The sequence below is a fragment of the Flavobacterium piscis genome (assembly GCF_031457575.1).
Lineage (GTDB): Bacteria > Bacteroidota > Bacteroidia > Flavobacteriales > Flavobacteriaceae > Flavobacterium > Flavobacterium piscis_A.
The window spans coordinates 1-22,449 of record NZ_JAVDWQ010000008.1; the positions used below are offsets into that span (position 1 = coordinate 1).

The window sequence follows — 22,449 nt, forward strand, 5'->3', positions numbered from 1 at the left end:
ATAGAATTCCTCCATTATAATTTTGAAGAAAAAATTTATACTCATCAGGCAGTTTTTTATTTAATAGTAAATCGCATGTTGATATTTCATCATCAGAAGCTTCTTCATTCATTATGAAAAGAGAAACTAAATTTTCAAATGTCGATGTTGTTCCTTTTAATCTTACCTCGATTACTTCTTTAATGTATTTTAAATATTGTTTCATAGCATTATTATTTTTAAAACCCCCTCCACCAATTAGTAAATGGTTGATGTTGTTCTGGCTGAATTAAAGGTATTAAATTATCGAAAGAATTTGTTCCACCGTGTGCAAGAGGTTTATAATGATGGATATTCAATGTACTACCTTCTGGTACATTGGGCCAAGGTCTACCTTGCTCAATCCACCAAGCTTTAAATTCGCCTTTTAATTTTGGTGTAAATTCAGGTCTCAGTATTTTTGAATTATTTGGTGTAAATGGCCCTTGTGGAAATGGTACCTCACCAAACCCTTTAACAAAAACTTTTGGATATGCAACACCTTTTGCATTTGTTACCCCCTTAGCGGCATTCTCAACTTAATGCTAAATCATATTCTTTTGGTGATTTTTCATTAGTAACTAAACGCCAACCCGTCCTTAATTTTTCTTCTGCCTCTTTGCCAACATAAAATGTCCCTATCTTTTTAAAACTCTTTTTAACTTTTGCCGAAAATCCATTGAATACAGCTAGTGAAAAATCATTTAAGAAAGACGTTCCACAGGACCCTCCAAGCAAAATACCTTCTTGATATATTCCTCCAAATTGAAAGCAAATGCTAGTTTGATTTTCTAAAGGATCAATAGCATATTTTATTCCGCCATTTTTTTGAGGAACCTCTCTAACAACAAGTGTCATTTTTTTGGGAATGATCATTAATCTTAAATCTCTATTCCAATCTCCAATCTTTGGAAACCCAAAATTTGAAATCTCAGCGACAGAGTCGTAAGAAATATTAGATTTCTTGTCAAACAACCCCATTTCATAATATTTTATTGAAAAATCTTTTTCAATAGACTTAGCTATCTGCTCAATATCTGTAGCAGTTGCAAAAAATAATATTTGCTTACTTTTCATTCTTATTATCTCTTTGGAATTAATAATAAATGTTCTCCTAGTGCCATTTGGGTTCTAATCCTTGTAGCATTATTTAATTCTCTAAGTGTTGGTAATCCATTCTTATAAATATCAACTGTATTTATTCTTAATGTCCCATAATTTGGATGTGTTGCCGTTAAATCCAGATAAGAGCCTCCTGATCTACCACCACCTAATGGTTTCAAATACTCTTCAGGAAATCTTCCTCCACCTCTGATAATTGTGTAGCCTCTACTTTCTAAAGTTGTTGCTATTTCACCTATTTGAGTTCTAGTAGCTGCATTTCCGAGCCTACCTCCCGTCTTAGCGGCTTCTTAAGTAACTTCCTAATAATTGCTCTATATCCTCATTTTCATCAGTGTAATAACTATTATCTAAATTGTCCAAAAGTTCAAATAAATCATCTTTAGAAAATAGTTGTGGAATTTGCTTTTCTAATAACTTCTTTCTAAAAGTATCATCTGAATAATTTTCGAAATTTACAATTTTCAAAGCCTCTTCTAATAAATCAGCTTTTTTAAAAGCACCTATTATTGTGAGTGCGTTAATAGTTTCTTTTGCAAATTGTCCATAACCATTCACAAAATACTGATGGAATCCTCCATTAAAAACCTGATTATGAAACACAACAATTAAATAGCAAATTTGTAGTTGAGCAGGAAGCCTAATTACATATTCATACCATTTTGTATTTGGTTCATTAAACCACTCTTCTTTAATGCCCTTAACTGCTTCGGCATATTTTTCTTCGATTAATTCTGTATAACTCATAATTGTTATTTTATAAAAACTCCCGGATACATTGTTTTATTCATTTGAATTAATTGTTGCAAAGAGCTGTTAGGAACATTTGGATAAACACGTCTTAATTCAAAAATATCTCGTGCTAATATTTGACGTGCATTTGAAAAACCTGACGTGCCTCTTGATAAAACACCTGCACCTTGAGTATGTCCTAGCTTAGGCACCAAAATTGATGGAGCTGTATTTGGATTATAGCCTGGAATAAATTTACTCATCAATGCCTTTTGTCCCACGTGGTGAGCATCCAATCCTGCTTCAACACCTCTAAGGGTATTATATGAACCTACTTCAAATACCCTACTTCCCCCCTTAGCAGCATTCTAAAAAACTACCATTTTTTTAGGATTAGACACCTCAATGATTTCAATTTGCTCACAAGTAAAATTGATACTATCATTTTCATAATCTTCAATTTGAAAATTGATTTTCTCCAATCCATTATCCGAAATGTCTAAGATATCGAAACCTGAAATCTGATGCAATCCTGCACCTCTAAAATCAAGTTTAAAATTTGATACATTACTAAAGTTCACTTTTATTTCGAAAAATTCTTTTGACGTATCCGGCCATCCATTAACGCTACCTCTTAACTGGCAATAAAAGATTATTACCAAGTTATTAATTGACCATTCAAGTGCTTTTATAAAAGCTACATCTGAAGGTTTCCAAGCAGTATAAACGCTCGTTACTTTTTCTATTTTTTTTATCATTTTCATTTTCCGAAAAAATTAAATACAGATTCTTTTCCAAAGCTTGACATAGGCCCATATTGATATTGATGCAAGTGTGGTACACTATGATTTAGAGGTCTCATATGATTAGAAAAATCCACTCGGTATATTATATGCTCTCTGCATTCTTTGAGTTATAAACGTATGGCTAAATTCAGTGCTGAACATTTACAAAAAATAACTTGGAACAAAACTAATTCTATCCCTATTTAACTGAATTTATATACTAATCGAATCACGTTTCTCACACAACTAGATTGCGTACACGAGCAAGATGCTCGCGCCAGCGTTGGGATCTGTGTTATTGGTAATCTTTTTTCTTCTTTTTTTTTAAAAATATTGAACATATTTTTCTTTTTTTTATAACTAAATTAATTTAGACATCTTTATTTTTACCAAATTTTTGTCCTGTTTATTTAGTTCAATCTGCTTCAAAAACAACTCTTGATTATCAGTTTCATTTTGTAAATCTTTAACCCATTGTGTTACCTCGACACCACAAGCTTGAAAATGTTTTATATCCCAATCTCTATTTTTAATATAATTTAAAATTTCTTGTGCCTTGGAAACACTAGTGTATAAAGCAATTTTTAATTTTGCTTCGAGAAAATTAGCCTGAAAATAAGAATTTGGAGCGATACTAAAACGTTTTTTTTGAGAGTAATTGTCTATCATGGAAGTTATTACATCTGTTTGAATGTTATCTTTTAATATAAAAGGAAATTGCTTTTCTATAATTTGGGATACCTCTTCAAAATATTGAATATGTTTCTCATATGGTATGCTAAATTGGTTTTTTTTACTATTATAAAATTCTTCAAGAACTATAGGTATATTTAGACATTCTTTTACATTCTTTTCCCACAGAGGATAAAGAGTAAAATGAGGTCTATATTCATCCGTTCTCGGAAGCTTTATTAGCTCTATCCCTAAAACCAAGCACCCCACTATTTTATAAAATTTATTTTGAGAATACATTGTAAGCTCTTGAAAAGAATTCAACCAATCGCAGGCAACTGCATTTTTTATTGTTTTATCTACTGTCATATATTTATGGTCTTATTATGTAAATTGATGCTCCATTAAAGCTTGCTGAGTATTTTTCGTAGGTAGCTTTACTCATAAAAGCTTTTCCAAATTTAAAATCATAAATAATTCCATTTGCTTCATCATATATATCTAAAAATCCTCTCCCTGCCTTAGTATTAAAATATTTATTATAACTTAACCCTCTACTTCCAAATCTACGTTCATATCGTTTCAATAAATTAATTGCGTAATTGTGTTTAGAAGTACCTGCAAATCTCCCTACACCGCCAATTGACCTCTCCGCTTTTAAAGCTGCAATTTCCACAAGTTGTCCATTTGTCAATGCTTTTGTAGCCATCATTGAAAGTCCCCTCTCACTGGCATTGACCGCAACACTCGCTACCTTTGTCATCGGTACGGCACTAACAATTTTCATGTTAGCCTCAAATCCTGTTAATTCATTACTATATCTGTCAGTACCGTTAATATTCCCTTTGACCCCATCCCATAATAGCGCTATTGGATTAAATTGATCTGTTTCATAAACAAATCTACTAAAATAATCCATAAAACCGCCACTGCCGTCACCTCCATAATGTTGTCCACTTCCTGTGGTACCTACACTCTTATATTTACTAACATTTGGAGGAGGTCCAGAACTTCCACCTCCAAATATTTTTTTCCAAGTCCTACCCCAGCTATTAAAGTTTAAATTCTTTGTCGTCCATTTGTCAAGGCCGGAATCTTTCCACCACTTATCTACGTCAATGCTTGTTCCTCCGCTTCCTTCGCCGCCTCCATAATCGATATCTATACCACCACATCCTTCGCAAATATTACCACTAATGTCAGTATTTGATAACGGGTTATTCATGACATACCCATAATTATTAAAATTTTGCGTATTAGTCGGGTCCTGAATATAATTGTCTATGCCTAAAAATCGATGAAGCATAGGGTCATACAACCTGGCATTCATATTAATTAAGGCTACACTTTGTAAGTGTTCGTGACCAGTATAGCCTCTGTCAAGGACTGTTAATCCTGCTAATGTGTTGCCGGCTCCGTCCTGTACTTTTATAATACCTCCCCAAGCGTCAAACAATCTTTTTTCAACTACAGTTGCATTCCCATTGGTTATGGCTAAAATAGTGCCTTGGTAATCGCGATGCAAATATAGATATTGTGATGGATTAATTCCATCGCTTTTTGCAGCAATTGGCGCACTATAACCGTCGCCACCAATATAAGTAACAAATTCAATTGCACCAGTAGCGATATTTTGTTTAATTTCCATACTGCCATCTGCAGAATAATGTTTGCGGAATGGCCGTAATTCCTTAGCGCCCAGACTGCCATAATACATTGTACTGCGTTGATTGCTATCGTTATAGGTAAAACTTATTTTATCTACGCCGGTTTCTTCAATTTGTATAGGGCTTTTAAAGGCATTATAAGAAATATCTAATTTTCTCTCTGTTGTAGCCGGGTTGCTTGTCCTGCGAATTTGAACATCGTCAAACCATACATTACCCAGTCCATTATTATCTAAACGAATATTTAATTTTTTGATATTCGCCGGAACCAGAAATGTTTTTTCAATTTTTGTCCATTTGCCTGTATCTGTTGTAATTATACTATTGACAAAAGTAAAATAACCGGTTTCTGCCGGTGTTTTCATAAATAAAACCATTTCAGCTTGTGGGCCATCTGAATAAATCCAGGCCGAATATGTATATTCTGTCGGTTGAGTATTATCAATAGCAATCCATTTATCTGAATGTACATACTGCTCATTTACAGTCGTATTTGCTAATTTAAGAGTGTTTTTTCCCTGATTATGAGGTACTTTTGTATTATCATAACTATAAAAAACAGTTAGTGGGTATCTTGATGTTCCCCAGCCGGTTCTATCTTCCATACTATCATTAAAAATCCCTTCCCTGTTAGCATAATATCCGGTAGCTTCCGGTTTAGGCGTTATAGAATTATTCTGATAGGGCTTAGTAACATCATAATTATAAGTCCCTAAATTATTATCCTTTATTTTACCCGATGGTTCGTAGTTTTGTGTTTCCTGAACTCCAAGCTTATTTGTAAATTCTTTTAACCTGTCTATTCCATCATATTTGAACGTTTCAGTATAATTTCCAAAAGCGCTATTCATCCTGTTGTCCAAATTATCAGTTTTATAATCAAACTCAGTGGTAAGTGTCAGGATATTACTTGTTGGCGTGGTGGTTTTATCATATTTTATTTTCGATAAATAGCCATTAGTATCATACTCATTGGTCATTTTTATGTTATTACCGAGAATCCCTTCTAATACTTGCCCTTTTGCATTTACTGTATTCGTTTGCCATAATACCTTGCCCGTATCATCTATAATTTGATACAGATCACCGTTTTTATAAACATTGGTAGTCGTTATTGTACTGACTTTTGCACCTAATTCTGCCTTTTTGGTTTCTGTAGCAATCCTGCCTAATTCATCATAGCTGTCAATGGTGGTTGTAAATTTATAAGCACTTTGTTTATCTTCGACAATGCTGATAATTCTTTTAAAAGTAGTATCATACGTATATGTTGTTGTAATTTTATTACTGCCAACAGGTTCTTTATTGTCTGTAAAAGTTGTACTTGTAAGCAGTTTGGTTGTAGTGTCATACTTATAAATAGTTTCAGTATCAGTACCTGCCCCTTGTACCGTTTTTTTAATCGGTTTGCCATTTACATCACGGGTAATGATTGTTTTTACTAATCCATTTTGACTAGTTTCTTCCGTAAGTTCTCCTAAAGCATTATTTTTATAAGTAAAAACACCGGCTGAGGGATCTGTCAATTTACTTTTACGGCCCCACTCATCTTGTTCAATATCTATTTTGACATTATTATAATCGATTCGTTTTAAATTTCCATTAGCGTAATAAGAGTAGTTAATGGTCCCGCCTACAGTTTCATTTACAGAAACGATATTTCCCATTGCGTTCTTTACGGCAGTTTTTGTTTTCTGCCCATCAATAAACTTAGACGTCAGACTATTTGCTGAATACTCATTAGTAATGGTTCTGGTATTAAACGAGATATTTTCTATAGGTCTGCTATAAATATCAAATTTGGTTTCATTCCATTGTGTTGGAGCTGATCCAAAATAAGGTTCACTTACCTTATAATTCCTGTCATAAATATCATATAAGTACGATACATAAGAGAAGTTTCCATTAAGATTTTTAACACCTGATTTTATTTTTCTCCCTAAATCGTCAAATATCTCTTCGCTGGCACTACCATCCAAAACATCTGTTGTGGTTGTGATAACTGTTTTTTCAGTATTTCTGCTATAATTATAGGTTATGGTTTTATCCAGCTTATCGTCCTTTACTGTTAATTTTTTAAACCATGGATCGTAGGTGTACGATGTAGTTAACAAATAAGGATTTGTCTCAGATTTTAAAGTACCATTCGGATTATTTACAAATGTTGTAACGAGTTTTTCAGCGTCTGTAATTTTTGTCAAAAATCTTCCTGTAGATTCATATTCATATTTAGCCTCTCGTGGTGTAAGGCCTGAAGCAGTGATTGTTTTTTTTATAATATTCCCAAAACCATCATATTCATTGTCTTCATATATGACACTAGTACCATTTCCTTTTCTTTCAATTCTGGAAACCAGTTCTTTACTATTGTATGTATAGGTTTCCTTACTCGTCATTGTACTTCCGGTTACGGATATACTTTGCTCATTGCTTAGAGGCCGCCCGACAATATAAGGTGACGTTTTTGGAGCCTCGTAAGTGACAGTATTTGTAGTAGTCTGCACAGTTGATGTCCCCTCTTTTACTAAATTGGCAGAAGATGTAACATTGTTATTTGCATCATAGACAATGTTTTTGGTTTCTGTACTGGTGTTTTCCAGAGCATTAAACTGTTTTGCATTTGTCATTTTAAGTTTAAAAACTTTATTTGACTGCAATGCATCAACTGGGGTATTATAAGTTGTAATTGATTTTGATACAAAATTTGAAGGGGCTGGACCATTACCCGGATAATACATATTTGCAACGGTAAAACCTTCGGTGCTTGCGCCTCTTAAATCAATATCATTTTTAGTAACACTAGAAAAAACAGGTGTAGCATCATCATGCCAATTTGTTTGACTCACAGATCTGAAACCTAAAAAGCCAAGCCCTTCATGATTAAATACAGCTCCATAATAATTAAACAGTTTCCTTTTAAAAACATCCTTACTTTGTTTCTCCAGTTTAGAAACAACAAAAAAATTAGGATTGATTGAAATGTCGTTATTAGGGTATAGAGCTGTTCCTGTACTTGGTGTATAAATACTGCTATACGAATAATCATCCTCTTTATAACGTGAATCTAATGGAACATAATCTATTCCTTCCTGAACACCATTGCCAGTTGTAATTTTTGTGAGAAGATTACCTTTTGTAACATCATACCCTGAAGAAAAAAAATGTAATTTATTCTTATTGACAAATGCAACTTCAAGAGTTGAATATACCTGATTGACACTATTATATAAATTCTTATTACTCTGAGGTAGATATATTGGAAGCGCATAAATATTAATTTGATAATCAAATGCTGTGGTCCGGGTTGCATGGTTAGGAAAATCTCCATTAATATTTTCATAGCATCCTACATTTATTTTCCCAAAATCTTCGCCTTGAACCGTTCTGCCACTTTCAATATTAATTAAATCTGTTCGCCCATCATTGTTATAATCAGATGCAATAAAATCATAAGTACTTTTAGAAGTATTTGATTTTAATTTTGGCTGGAATGTTTTACCTTCTTTAATTAGAACAGATCCTGTTGATGTATATTTATACCAAAGTGAATTATCATAATTGCTTGGAATTAAAAAATCAGATTTACCATCACCGTTATAATCCCCAATTAAAATAGGTTTTGTCAGCGAAATTGCAGCGTCACCTGTTATTTGATGCAACAGGATCAAAGTATTTGTTGCACTTAAGGTATAAATTCTTACTGAACCGTTATCAAAAATAAAAAAATCAGATTTTCCATCTCCGTTAAAATCTGCCACTTCAACTTTAGAATTGTTGTTTAATGCCACTGATAATTCTCCGGTATCAAACAAATAATTAGCAGTAACGTCTCTTTTTAAGTCAATAAAGTATACTTTTTTAAACAATAACGTTTCAATAGCAATTACATCAGTTAAACCATCCCCATTAAAATCTCCTGAAATAATTTTATTGTCATGAGGAAACTGAACAACCTTACTATATTGCTCATAAATTGGATTAGATATTCCGGCACTATAAACAGTAAAAGTATAATTGGTGCTGGTTCTTTTTACTACTGTCCATCCCTGGGGCATCACCTTATTATTCCAGCTAAGCCATTTAGTTGAAAAAATATTTTCAAAAGCCCCAACATTATGTGTTGTCGATAGATTCATTCCTGATGCGATATTGGTATATAACCAATATTTTTTCTTTGCATCGGGACCAAAAGTTGGATATAATAAAAAATCCATTTTACCATCATCATCAAAATCTCCAGTAACTGTTGCTGCATTCCTGGAATCAATGTTACCTACATCCAATGTGGTTGGTACTGATAAATAACTTATGTCAGTATTGTTATTTGCAATCCCATAATCAAATATAGTAGGATTATAACTTTTTGTATTATCACCACTTTTTTCAGTAATACTTTTTATTTGGTTTTTATTTGGACTGCCTATTACATAATTTCTAAATCCTAACCCATTACCTGTAACTTTTATTTCAGTTAAAATTTTATCCCTAATTATTGCTGTTGGTCCGGCAAAGTATCCAGATTCTATACTAGATCTCGGTCCATAAAGAAATTGTACTTCATTTATTGGAGTTTCATCCTTTAAAGCACCATATTTGATGTTGGCAATATATAATGAGTTGTTTATCTTAGTATAGGTGTAGCTAATTCTGGCACCTTGTGGACTCTCCCAAACGCTAATTGACCAATCAGTAGAAGTTCTAGATTGTTCAGAAATTCCATAATAGCCTTTTGACCCATCAGGATACTCTACTATAAAATACTCCGGCCCCGTAGGAGTCATGGTATATGAAGTAATTTTTAGATTTGAAAAATATTCCGTTTCGTACACTGCTCCATGCCCGCCATACGTCACGGTATTTCCGTTTTTAACAATCAAACGCTGTCCGTCAAGAGCAAATCTATCCAAATTATCATTATCAACAGGATCTATTACTCCATCATGAAATTTTGTTGCCGGAATTTTGGTAATTGTAGAAATACCTCCAATATCCCAACCCAGTGCAGCAGTTCCTTTCAAACCTCTTTGACTATTATAGTCTAAACTAATTTGAGGCTGTACACCATTTATACCGGCAGGAACCAATATAGGAACAGAATAGTTTGCTGCACCATTTAAGGATACAGTCAACTGACCTTCTGTTATACCAACTTCAGCAGAAGATCCTGTTGGAGCTGTAGCCGTTGTAAGGCTTTTTGCTGTAGATGCTGATTTTGAAGTTGAAACTGTTTTTCCAGCCAAACCATCGTCAACCCCTTTTATAATAGTTACATCCTTTGCAGGAATTCCCTCATTTTCCTGAGCAGAAACAAGTAGACATAATGATAAAAAAAACAGAGTAAAGTAGAATTGTTTCATGCACTTATTGTTTTATAATTTTGATAGATTTTTCTTCTCCATTATTGTATTTCAACACAACAGCATAAATGCCAGTTGGATAGTTCTGGAAAGGAATATTTTGGTTGTTTGTTTTAGAATTTGTCCGGTACTGTTTTAATAACTGACCATTAATCGAGAAAACCTGAATAGAAGTAATATGATTTTCGTCTGCAGGCTGCCAGGTGAGGTAAAGTTCTTCTTTAACAGGATTTGGATAATAGGAAATAACATCTTCCTCTGAAAATTTAAGCATGTCTTCTTCTACGAGTGCTTCAATTTCTTTAATTTCTTTAGCGGGTTTTGCGCTGCAGCCACTTAAACATAAAGTTCGAGTAATTTGATTACCTGCGTTATCGTAGCTAAAGCTCAATTTTTGTTGTGCATTTGTTACAAAGGAAAATAGTAGTATCACAAATAGTAGTTCTTTTTTCATATTTCAGATTTGCTTATATAAAATTTAAAATTTGATGCAAATTTGAATAAAAAGAACAGTCATAACAATACCCACTTTTGGTGATATTATGATTAAAAACACATAGACCCAGAATGGAGAAAAAATTCCGTGAATTTATAGGTAATTATTTATTTCAGATATATCAATAATCTCGGATATTAAGTATAAAAAACAATGAAGTGACAAATAATCCTATTTTTTAATAAAATTCATATCAATAAAAAAGCTGCCAAAAAATTACATTTTCTGACAGCTTCCAAAAAAAAAAAAAATATCAATCTTTATCTCTGGAAAGAGTATGTTGTAGCAATAACCTAAGAAATAAATCAGGCTAAGGCATCGCTCTTTAGAATCCGTAAACCAAGGCTAAAAGTACTTGAGAAGCAGATTTAGCAGGAGCTAAATCTGAATCTAAGAACACTTCGTTTGAATTAGAATCAAGTCTAAACTCCGGAATAATAGTCAAACCGTTTATTTTATAATTTCCTGACAAAGTAAAAGCCGTAACACTTGTATCTCCAGAACCTTCTTTGAATTTAAAATATTCACCACGCAATCCTAAAGCAAAAGCATCACTAATTGCAAAAGATGGATATAAAGCAGCTCCTGAATAACCAACATCACCTTCGTTTGAAAAATCAGCAGCGTTTAAACCTAATTTGAATTTGTCAGATAACTGGAATGTTGCAGTCAAGTCAACAATAGTACCACTTACAGAGCCATCCATAAAATTCAAATAAGCACTCGCTTTATCTGTTACAAAAGACAATTGACCCCCTACAGCATTTAATCCTTTTTGTGAATCAGCTTTATAGGTATTCCAAGAGTCATTAAACAAACCTACCATTGCTCCAAATTTCTCCGTTATGGCATAATTTGCTTTAATACCTGCATTTTGGAATGGCCCATTGGTAAACAAATAAGAAGTAGAGTAGTGAAAGTTACCTACCGGAGAGATTACCTCATACCCAATAAATGTTCCCATATAACCTGCAGTCAAACTCAGTTTATCAGAAACTGCATAACTAGCATATAAGTTTTGGATGTGGAATGAATTTACATCAGTTCCATCACCATTTGGTATTGATTGATATTGACCTCTAGGCCCAAAAGAAACCTCACCTACAAAAGACACATTTTTTATTGTTTTCTTCAATGCAATATCCAACATTCCTAAAGAAACAGAATTGTGATCTGTTGCGAAGCTTGTTGGAATATTACCAACTTTAGCAAAATCATATTTGTAATATACATCCCCAGAACCTGAAATTTCTAAAGGAGTGGTTTCTGGTGCATCTTCATCTTGTGCAAATGCAAAACTTGTTGTTAAGGCTAATGATAAAATAAATAATACTTTTTTCATGTTTTAATTGGTTTTAGTTATTAATTGATTCTGGTTAGTTAATTTTTTATGTCTTTATATATTTATATAATTCATTTCTTATCTCAAATTCTTTCTAAAAACATCCTCATTTTCATCAGCGAATTTATCAACTTTTGTATGAGTAGAAGAATCGAAATCTATTTTTTTACTTTTTTAGATGAAGAATTATGGATTACAAAAATTAAATTAAAAATAATCATTATTTCATATTAATACGGATTGGTTTTTAAAAATTCAACAACGATATTTCAGCCAATACAACACATAAAATGAGGTTCACTAAATTAAAAAACTAAAAAACACACGATTTTAGCATTTTTTTAATCATTAAAACTAATCACCCCTATAAAAAGTAGGGGTAATATCTTAAAAAACAAAAAATAGACAAGAAGCACAAAACTACCTGTAATCAAAAAGGAATAATTCTAAATTCTTACAAAAAATTAACTAAATGAAACAAGAAAAAGCTATCTCTATTATGTTTAATACCTCCTGAAATGAAAGAAGCCCGTTCAAAAATGAACGGGCTTCTCATAAATTATCCAAAGGAGTATTATCTTTCCGAATTATATTTCCTTAGGAATTCACGAACTTTGATTCCTGATTCCTTTAAATCTTTCTGTTTCCAGCTACCCTCTGATTTCGCTGATTTTTGCAAAATAGAGCAAGTTTCATCTTTATCAGAAACTGACCAGGTAATCCAGCTTAATTTTCGTGCTTCCATCCAATCGATATATTCCTGCCATGCTTTCATATCCAGAGGTCCGTCTCCAGAAGCTTCCATTCCTGCAGATTCTGAAATAAAAATTGGCAAACCGCTTTTAATTGCGTCATCAGTTCTGTCTCTCAATTCTTTTCCGTGTGTAGCTGCATAGAAATGCATGGTGTACATCAAATTATCATATCCCATAACAGGATCAGCAGCAGGAAGATTTACATCCTGATCCCAGTTAGGAGATCCAATCAGAATAATATTATTTGGATCATTGCTTCTTATAACTTTTATTACTTCTTCGGCATAAGCTTTAATTTCAGGCCAGGTTTCATGATCAGGTTCATTAAAAATCTCATAAATTATATTTGGATATTTAGCATACTTTTTAGACATCTCAGCAAAAAAATCTTTAGCTTCATTCAAATTAATATTATGACTATGCCAATCGATGATAACATATATATCAGATTTTATAGCCCCTTTTATAACTGTTTCAATTTTATCTTTCGAAAACTGCGGCTCCTTTATATAGGACATCTTTCCTAATTCGATTCCCATAGCTGCACGAACAACATTGCAATTGAAATCTTTTTTTAGCCACTTAACCGCTTTTTCATTGTAAAACCTTGGCCACATACTATGCCAGCCAAAACTCATTCCGCGCAAAACTACCGGATTATTATTTTTATCTACTAATTGAGTTCCCTGAACACTTAACTGACCATGATTTTTTACAAACTGGGCATTGGCAAAACAAAACATCAATAATAAGGCAGGGACAAAAAATTTAATTTGTGATCTCATATTAAAGGTGTTACGGAATTAATCTGAGCGTAATAACATCATGAGATGCAATATCGGCTGTAAAATTCTTTTTCGTATTTCCTGCTTCTTTATTTTTCCAAAGGTCTTTTAGTTTGAAAACTGTTTTATTAAAGTCGGCTTCATAACCAAAGTCAGCATCTTTAATGGAATGTTTTTTCCAATCAAAATTGATTTTTTTAGCCACATCACTTCTGTTTAAAAAAGTAACCGCCCAATTTCCGTCAGACAAAGGTTTTACCCAAACCTCCAACCCATCTTCTGCCAGATATTTAAAGCCCTGAATACCTAATTTATCCTGATTTACCGCAATTAATTCTTTGTTGGTTAAAATTGCCAGTGTTTCCTTAGACATTTTTCTGAAATCATTTCCACTAAATAAAGGAGAAGCCAGCATGCACCATAAACTAAAATGTGCCTTGTCTTCGGTATCGTTCATTTCATTTCCGACTTCCATCATATCGAAATCATTCCAGTGATCGGGGCCTGAATATTTGCGGATATCTTTGCGCATATCTGCAATTTTCATGAATCCCCAGGATGACCAATTTTCAGGATGTTTAAATTCGCAATCAAAACACGGGTAAATATCTCCTGAGATTCTCCAAAGATTCCCAACAGGTTTTCCCCACTCCCAAGGTTGATTATCACCCCATTCGCAAAGACTAAACACAATAGGTCTTCCGGCAGTTTTTAAGGCATTACTCATTGTAGTATAAGCTTCGGGAGCTGTAATTCCCTGAGTATTGCACCAATCGTATTTCAGGAAATCAATTCCGAGCTTAGCATAAAAACGGGCATCCTGATATTCATAACCTCGGGTTCCGGGATATCCGGCACAAGTTTGTGTTCCGGCACAATTGTACAGGCCAAATTTCAAACCTTTGCTATGTACATAATCAATTACTGGCTTCATTCCGTTAGGAAATTTAACCGGATCAGGAACCAGATCTCCATTAGCATCACGTTCTTTAGCCATCCAGCCATCATCCAGTACTATATAGTTATAACCCGCTGCAGCCATTCCAGATGAAACCATTATATCTGCTGTTTCTTTTACTAGTTTCTCATCGATATTGGTTGCAAACGTATTCCAGGAGTTCCAACCCATTGGGGGCGTCATTGCCAGACCTTCGTATTTACCTCCTGTTTGATTATGGGTATTTCCCTGGCTGAAGCTTACTAATGATAGGCTAAAGACAAATAATGTTAAGACTTTTTTCATTATAATTAATTTTTAAAAAATACTTTTATAAAAAGATATTCCCTAATTTTTCAATTAGGGAATATCCAGAACTAACTCAAATTAAACAAATCATATTTTACAAAAATCCTAAATCATCTATATAAATAATACTAGACGGAGAAATTGTAATTCCCGAAAATTCCTGAATAAGTATTTCATCAAAATTTCCTCCAGCTATAAGTTCAGGATGCAAATCAGAAATAGGGATTGAAATATTATTCCATTGACCTGGCACCAAGGTAACTGTCGTACCTTTAGCAGAGTTATATAAATCAGCACTATTTATATTAACAAAAATCTTAGTGCTTTCAGTAGAAAAAATAGACATTTTAACAAATTGATAATCCGCAGTATTTAGAAGTATATTAGATTTCATAGTAATTCCTTCCCAACTTCCTATTACTTTTTTGATTGAATACGTTCCTCTGCTAACTTTTTCGGTACTTTCCCAGATAACTTCACCTCCCCAGCCACCGCCGGTGCCTTTTAATGAGTCTTCGTATAGCAAATATTTAAGACCAATACCACTTGGAGCAGATACACCAAAGTCAGTCTCTACAACAATAAGAGCATACGAATCAAAATCAGATGGAACAGTTGCCTGTATTTCTGTTCTAGACACTACAGTAATTGCAGCTGCAGTAGATCCGAACTTTACACTCTTAACTTTTACAAAATTTTGTCCTGTAATTGTAATAACGTCTCCTGAGGAAGCCAATACTTGTGACAGACTTGTAATTACCGGAGCCGGAGGGGTTAACTCAATTACATTACTTAAAACATTTACAAAACCATTTGTACTGTAATAATCTAATCCTGGTGCTGCTTTATCAGATCCATTTACCTTTAGAACACCATTGGTTACATTGATACTCAATAAATATAAATCAGGATTTACTGCATTTGCCATTGTAGCATACTCTCCTGTTTCTAAATAATCAGCTTCAACACCTTCAAGTTTAGCAACTCTCTTTTTTACACCTTTAACCACATGACTTAAAACAAGTTGTTTTAAATCTTCTACAGGAACCAAATTAATATCTGGATACCCTAAATCATTTACGTAACCGTTATCGACCAAATAAGCGTCGAAAGTATCATTATTAGGAACAAAGTAGGTAAAATCATCACCAGTATTTAATGTCGATTCCAGGCCAGTTAATTCTATTGCTTTTGTAAAAGTAGTTAAATCACTATTTGCCTGAAGCAGCCCGTATGCTGTGTTGTAATTTTGTTCTGCTCCTCCAACATCTTCAATGTCACTATCACAAGAATAAACCGCAGCAACCAAAAAGGCACATACCACAATCTTTAATTTATTATATATATTTTTCATAAATTCTCTTTTAGTTTTTAATAATGGATTCTAATTAATGAACTCAACATAACAATCGAAACTCATTTTTTTTGAATCCTATACAATTATTTTAATACCAATCCAATATCATCGATAAATAAATTGTTTCCTCCAAAACCTCCTGTTTCCTGAAAAGTTATTTCAGTTAACTCTGTCGGGTTTCCAACTCCAGAAAACAGAATTTCAAAATAAGTCCAGCCTGTACCGAATTTAAGTGAAGCAGTAGCTCCCCAATTACCATTAACAATTGCGTTTACTGAACCTGCTTTTTCACCTTTAATCCTTATGCGAATTGCTTTATACTTAGACACATCCACTTTGGATCCATCAATGCTTATCCATAAACCATCCCAATCTGGGCCTGAAGTCCAATTGATACATTTTGTACCTTGTGACGCGTCTTTATCATAAGCAATATCATAATGATTAGTTGCCGGTCTCCAAAGTCCATTATTACTCACTAAACTAGTGTAAGCATCATCATAAATAGCAGAACCTAAAGACTGACTCGCAACGGTTGTTCCAGATACGTTGGTTACTGATAAACTTTTATACTGAATATCATTAGGCACTTTTACCTTAATTTCTGTTAATGTTGAAGATATAGGTTCAACTGCTGTCTCGCCAAAATTTACTACTGGACGTAAAAAATATTCTCCTGTAATCGTGATTATATCTCCAGGGTTAGGATTAATTGGAAATCCTTTAATATTAGGGCTTGGAGGTCTGACAGCCACAGTATATTTCAAAGTACCGCTCCTGGTAACTATTTTCATTTCGTCCATTTCGTTATAATATGGAGTTTTTTGATCCACTGACACAACGATTACATTATCTGTTACGAATGTCGGATTAAAATAGGATTCTAATCCATTAAATGAAATTGATTTTAAGGTAGCAAAGCCAGATCCCCTAATAATGTAATAATTTCCTGCGTTAATAATATCTGTAGGAACATCAACTTCTCTATCCCCGTCAACCAAAGGGTCGTCAACAACAGATCTACTAATTCCTGTTACTTCGAGCTTACCGGAAGAATCTTCTGAATCATTTGAACAGGAAGTGAACAGTAAAATTGAAATCGAAGCCAAAAAACACAACTTCAATAACATTCTATTTTTTATATTTTTCATAGTGATTTACTTTTAAAAAATTAGTTAAAATTGTAAGGAACTGGTGCCTCTTTCAATTTTGGGTTTTTTCTAACTTCGATATCTGGCTTTGGGTAAACAAAATCTGTTGGTGTTGGTGTATAATTTATTACTCCCTGAGAATCAAAGCCTCTATCCTGTTGAGAGATTATACTGATTGCTTCCTGACGTGGAAGTCTTCCCAAATCGAACCAAAATTCTCCTTCAAAAGCAAACTCTACTCTACGTTCTTGGAATAAAGCCGCTTTTGTTAATGGTACATTAGTTCCTAAAATACCAAGACCTGCTCTAAGTCTTACTTTATTATATGATTCTTTTGCAGAAGCATTAGTAGTTTCAGCAGCTCCGGCCATAATTGCTTCAGCATGAATTAATAAAAGGTCAGCATAACGCATAATATAATTAGTATTATTCATTCCTCCCCATGAATCTACCGGTCCTGTTTCGCTAGTAGCTTGTCCCACTACGTATTTCTTAACAGCAGCACCTGTATTGCCCAAAACATCAGGGTATTTAGCCTGATCCATTACAAAACCTACAACGCCATCAGCTTTTATATTAGGATAAGAATCACCGTAAACCATAAAAGACTCTTTTCTTCTTAAATCTCCAATTTCAAAAGCATCCTGAACATCATTACTTGGCACATAAGTAGCACCATACGAAGCATTATCATTCAAAATATCCAAACCATATTGAATATTAGAAAAATTTCCTCCTCCATAAGTATTTATAGCACCAGACCATTGCCAGGAATAAATAGACTCTTCGTTATTATTTTTACTTGTCAAAAACAAATCTGCAAAATTTGGCATCAAACCAAACTCACCGGAATTAATCACTTTTTCTGCCATTAATTTAGAATCTGCATATTTTTTTTCATACAAATATACTTTGGCTAAAAATGCTTCAGCAGAGCCTTGAGTTACAAATACGTTTTCACCCCCAGGAGTTCTGGATCTAATTTTTGATTTTAGATTTGCTGCCGCATGTTTTAAATCGTTTTCAATAAATGTATAGACATCTTCAATTCTATTTGTATTAACTAACGGGTCTTTTGCCAAAGCTAAATTATCTTCAATAATAGGCACCGGCCCATACAAACGAACCAAATAAAAGTAAGCTATGGCTCTAAAAAAATGTGCCTCTGCAACAGTATTTTTAATTACAGCAGGGCTCACATTTTGAGTAGCATTTTTTTCAATATTATTAATTAAATTATTTGATTGTGCTACAACTGCAAAACAAGCTCTCCAGGGATCTAACAAAATTGGACTGTCAGAAGTTAATTTAAACTGAATCAGTTCTGGTCCATCTGCATATGCTAAACAATTACCAGATGATAACTCGGACAATGCATAAAAATTTTTGGTATAATAAGGAGACCACATTGCACCATACATACCATAAGTAGTTCGTGTTACTTGTTCGTCAGTATTATAAAACTGGTCACTGCTGTAACTATCTTCAGATGGGCGATCCAAGAAATCTTCACTACAAGAAGTAGTTACCAAACTTAGTGTTAAGAATAAAACTAAGGCCTTTATATTGATATATTTTTTCATAAGAATAGTAATTAAAATTCTAAATTCAATCCAAAAGTAAAACTACGGTTGGTTGGGTAACGTCCTGAATCAATTCCTGACAATAATGCATCCTGATTATATGATCCTACCTCAGGATCATATCCTGTATATTTGGTAAAAGTGTAAAGATTTTGAACACCTAAATAAAATCTTAATTTACTAATACCTGCTTTTGAAATAACATCCGAAGGTAAATTATAACCTAAAGTTACTTGCTGAATTCTTAAGTAGGACCCGTCTTCTACATAACGGTCAGAGATTGCTATATTTGGATGTCCGTCTGCCCCATCAGGTCTCGGATATTTTGCATCAACATTTTCTGGTGTCCAAAAATCTACAGCTTCAGCCAGTTGATTTTCATACAAACGTTGGTTTTTAGTACCGGCACGTCTCGTTAAATTCATTACTTTATTACCATAAGATCCTTGTAAAAAGACCCCTAAATCAACATTTTTATATTTAAAAGTATTATTGAAACCATAAGTAAATTTCGGTTGTGGATTTCCTATAAAGGTCAAATCTTTGTCATCAATCAGACCGTCTTTGTTTTGATCTACATACTCAACATCTCCTAATTGACTTTTCACTGCTTTATTCCCTGTAAAAGGAATAGGGGCATTAGCTAATTGTTCATTGGTTCTGATAATACCAACTGCTTCATATCCGTAGAATTGGCCCACTGGCTGACCAACTACTGTTTTGGTAACCGCTTTTGAGGTATAATCATTAAGCATTACATCTTTTGTCAAATCAAAATTATCCTGCAAGCTTAACAATTTGTTTTTGTTGGTTGAGAAAATCACTTTTGAATTCCAGGTAAAATCGCTTCCAAACTTATTATTGTAATCTAAAGTCATCTCAAAACCTTCATTTCTTAGGCTTCCTAAATTCACATTTGGCGCTCCTAAACCACCTTGATAATTATCTGTACCAGTAACATAATAAGGCAATGGTAAGACAAACAAAAATCCTTCTGACTGTTTTCTATACACGTCAAATGTAGCCTGAAGTTTTGAATCAAAAAGTGTAAAATCCAAACCTAAGTTTGTTTGCTCAGAAGATTCCCAGGTTAAACCAGGATTAGCAATATTGTTAACAGTAAAATAATTCCCTAATGCTGATTTTATTGCACGAACAGTACTCATATAACCTGCACCTCCAATATTTTGATTCCCGGTCTCTCCATAACCGGCCCTAAATTTGATATTATCAATATACTTTTTAGTTCCTTCCATAAAACTTTCGTTTGAAAGTTTCCAATAACCTGAAAATGAAGGAAAATAACCCCATTTTTCACCAGGACCAAAATTAGAACTTCCATCCGCTCTTATTGTAGCTTGTAAACCATATCTATTGTTAAAGTCGTAATTAAAAGACCCAAAGAAAGAGTACAAAGCAGAGCTCCCTTTGTATTCTGAAGCTGTCAGTGTATCAGGATCTCCCAAGCTAATAGAATGAACATCATTACTTAATAAACCAGAAACTGATTGTGAATTTCCGAACCAATGACTATCATTTGCCTCCTGACCAGCTAAGAAATTAAAATGATGCTCACCTGCATCAACCTTATAAGTTAAGACATTTTTAATATTAATCCCATACCAATTGTTAGCTCTCTCTACTAACTGATTAGTCTCTTTAACAGCAGCACCCCAGGTATAAGTAGGCTGAAAGCCTTCAAAATTATCAATATTTGTAGATCCTCCGAAATCAAATCTGTACTCAAGTCCTTTTGCAATTCTAAAATTAGCATAAAAATTCCCTAAGAAATTCTTTTTGATCAACTTATTAGTGTTCAGCATGGCCGAAGCAAATGGATTAATCCACACTCCTAATGACCCATCCACTGGTGGACCTGCGTATTCTCCGTTAGTATCTCTTACTGCAACATCCGGAGTAGACAAAATAGAAGTACTAATAATACCATTGCTTGCACCATTAATTGTAATGTCCTCATTTGTTATTCCTGCACCAATAGAAACTCCAACAGTCAACCAGTTTTTTATTTTAGTGTCTATGTTTGCTTTAAAATTATACCTTCTGAAGCCTGAACCGACAACAATACCTTCCTGGTCAACATAACCACCAGAAATATAGTAATTAGTACCATCTTTTGCACCTGAAAATGAAACCTGATGATTACTCATTATTGCCGTCTTATAAATCTCATCCTGCCAATTCGTTCCTTTACCAAGAACAGACGGAACAGCAAACTCATCTCGCGGCGCTACACCGTAAACAGCGGCTAAAGCATTTTGTTGGGTCGCGTATTGACTCAAAGTCATGGTATCTAATAAACGAGTTACATTTTGAACAGAGAAAAAGGAATCATACGTGATTTTTCCCGTCCCTTTTTTACCTCTTTTTGTAGTAATAATTACAACTCCATTCGACGCTCTGGAGCCATAAATAGCAGTCGCAGAAGCATCTTTCAAAATATCCATGGTTTCAATATCATTAGGATTTAAAAATGCAATAGGACTAGAAGTTACGTTACCTGTATTTGCCCCCAAATAACCGGTTACAATAGAACCACCAGTATTAGTATTAGAAGCATCTCCAGAAATTGGAATACCATCTACAATATACAATGGCTCATTAGTTCCGGATATAGAAGTAGTTCCTCGAATTTTAACAGACACACTACCTCCTGGTTGACCAGAATTATTTGTAACTGAAACTCCCGCAGCACGTCCTTGCAATAATTGATCTACTGATACTTGTGGCGAATCTGCAATATCTTTGGATCCAACCGTAGAAACAGCTCCGATTACATCCTTTTTCTTAACACTTCGATATCCTACATTTACCAAAACCTCACGTAAGTCTTCTGCACTAAGTCTTAAAACAACATTAATTGTTCCTCCATTTTTAACATTAATTGTTTGGTTAACATATCCAATAAAAGAAACGCTAATAGAAGCATTTGCCGGTACGTCAATTGAATACTTTCCATCGAAATCAGTGGAAACTGATTTTTTGGTGCCTACTAGGGTAATATTAGCACCTGGTATTGAAAGTCCCTTGTCATCAGAGACAACTCCTGATACCTTAATCTGAGCAGTAATAAAATTACTACTCAACAACAAGAATAAAATCAATGGAACTGCTTTGTGGTTTGCATTCCAATGAATAAAATTAGTCATTAGTTTTTTCATAATAAATGTTTGGTTAGTTTAAGTTTAATACTTCATAAATACAGTAAAATTAAGTTTGGATTTTTTACTGATTTATTTTAACAAATCTATAACAGAAGGAAATATTAAATCGATAGTATTATATCATTTACTGATAATATTTTTACTATGCCATCTCAAAAAAACACATATTAAAATAAAAGCACTAAAAAATTACATTATT

The 22,449-nt window shown here is 33.6% G+C and carries 17 protein-coding genes; all 17 read right to left on the reverse strand.

From position 1 onward, the window contains the following. Positions 1-205, reverse strand: a 205-nt coding sequence (locus J2W48_RS12490) for an SMI1/KNR4 family protein (RefSeq protein ID WP_310281823.1), incomplete at its 3' end; no start/stop codon positions are given. Positions 206-218: 13 nt separating this feature from the next. Then, positions 219-338 (reverse strand): HNH endonuclease, encoded by a 120-nt coding sequence (locus tag J2W48_RS23115; protein ID WP_409025177.1) that lies wholly within the window; start codon positions 336-338, stop codon positions 219-221. Positions 339-552: 214 nt separating this feature from the next. Further along, complete coding sequence (locus J2W48_RS12495; RefSeq protein WP_310281824.1) at positions 553-1,095, reverse strand: hypothetical protein; 543 nt, start codon at positions 1,093-1,095, stop codon at positions 553-555. A 5-nt stretch (positions 1,096-1,100) separates the two neighbouring features. Then, on the reverse strand, positions 1,101-1,301 hold the full coding sequence (locus tag J2W48_RS12500) for a hypothetical protein (RefSeq protein WP_310281825.1): 201 nt from the start codon (positions 1,299-1,301) through the stop codon (positions 1,101-1,103). 118 nt (positions 1,302-1,419) lie between these two features. Continuing rightward, positions 1,420-1,887, reverse strand: coding sequence for a DMP19 family protein (locus tag J2W48_RS12505; RefSeq protein ID WP_310281826.1), 468 nt, complete (start codon positions 1,885-1,887; stop codon positions 1,420-1,422). Positions 1,888-1,892: 5 nt separating this feature from the next. Then, on the reverse strand, positions 1,893-2,135 hold the full coding sequence (locus J2W48_RS12510; protein WP_310281827.1) for a hypothetical protein: 243 nt from the start codon (positions 2,133-2,135) through the stop codon (positions 1,893-1,895). Between the two features lie 105 nt (positions 2,136-2,240). Further along, positions 2,241-2,636: a hypothetical protein gene (locus tag J2W48_RS12515; RefSeq protein ID WP_310281829.1), complete on the reverse strand. Its 396-nt coding sequence runs from the start codon at positions 2,634-2,636 to the stop codon at positions 2,241-2,243. A gap of 381 nt (positions 2,637-3,017) precedes the next feature. Further along, on the reverse strand, positions 3,018-3,698 hold the full coding sequence (locus J2W48_RS12520; protein ID WP_310281831.1) for a hypothetical protein: 681 nt from the start codon (positions 3,696-3,698) through the stop codon (positions 3,018-3,020). Positions 3,699-3,702: 4 nt separating this feature from the next. Continuing rightward, positions 3,703-10,353: an FG-GAP-like repeat-containing protein gene (locus tag J2W48_RS12525; protein WP_310281833.1), complete on the reverse strand. Its 6,651-nt coding sequence runs from the start codon at positions 10,351-10,353 to the stop codon at positions 3,703-3,705. A gap of 4 nt (positions 10,354-10,357) precedes the next feature. Then, entirely contained in the window at positions 10,358-10,807 is a 450-nt protein-coding gene (locus J2W48_RS12530) for a T9SS type A sorting domain-containing protein (protein ID WP_310281835.1), read from the reverse strand. Positions 10,808-11,174: 367 nt separating this feature from the next. Beyond that, complete coding sequence (locus tag J2W48_RS12535; RefSeq protein ID WP_310281837.1) at positions 11,175-12,191, reverse strand: outer membrane beta-barrel protein; 1,017 nt, start codon at positions 12,189-12,191, stop codon at positions 11,175-11,177. A 574-nt stretch (positions 12,192-12,765) separates the two neighbouring features. Beyond that, positions 12,766-13,731 (reverse strand): glycoside hydrolase family 5 protein, encoded by a 966-nt coding sequence (locus J2W48_RS12540; RefSeq protein WP_310281839.1) that lies wholly within the window; start codon positions 13,729-13,731, stop codon positions 12,766-12,768. A gap of 10 nt (positions 13,732-13,741) precedes the next feature. Beyond that, a complete protein-coding gene (locus J2W48_RS12545) occupies positions 13,742-14,974 on the reverse strand; it encodes a glycoside hydrolase family 27 protein (RefSeq protein ID WP_310281841.1) in 1,233 nt (410 codons plus the stop codon). Positions 14,975-15,071: 97 nt separating this feature from the next. Beyond that, positions 15,072-16,331, reverse strand: a complete 1,260-nt coding sequence (locus J2W48_RS12550; RefSeq protein WP_310281843.1) for a fasciclin domain-containing protein — start codon at positions 16,329-16,331, stop codon at positions 15,072-15,074. A gap of 86 nt (positions 16,332-16,417) precedes the next feature. Continuing rightward, positions 16,418-17,485, reverse strand: coding sequence for an IPT/TIG domain-containing protein (locus J2W48_RS12555; protein ID WP_310281845.1), 1,068 nt, complete (start codon positions 17,483-17,485; stop codon positions 16,418-16,420). A 20-nt stretch (positions 17,486-17,505) separates the two neighbouring features. Beyond that, the gene (locus J2W48_RS12560) at positions 17,506-19,068 is read right to left on the reverse strand and encodes a RagB/SusD family nutrient uptake outer membrane protein (RefSeq protein ID WP_310281847.1); all 1,563 of its coding nucleotides are present in this window, start codon (positions 19,066-19,068) and stop codon (positions 17,506-17,508) included. 11 nt (positions 19,069-19,079) lie between these two features. Further along, positions 19,080-22,247 (reverse strand): SusC/RagA family TonB-linked outer membrane protein, encoded by a 3,168-nt coding sequence (locus J2W48_RS12565; protein WP_310281848.1) that lies wholly within the window; start codon positions 22,245-22,247, stop codon positions 19,080-19,082. Positions 22,248-22,449: the final 202 nt, after the last annotated feature.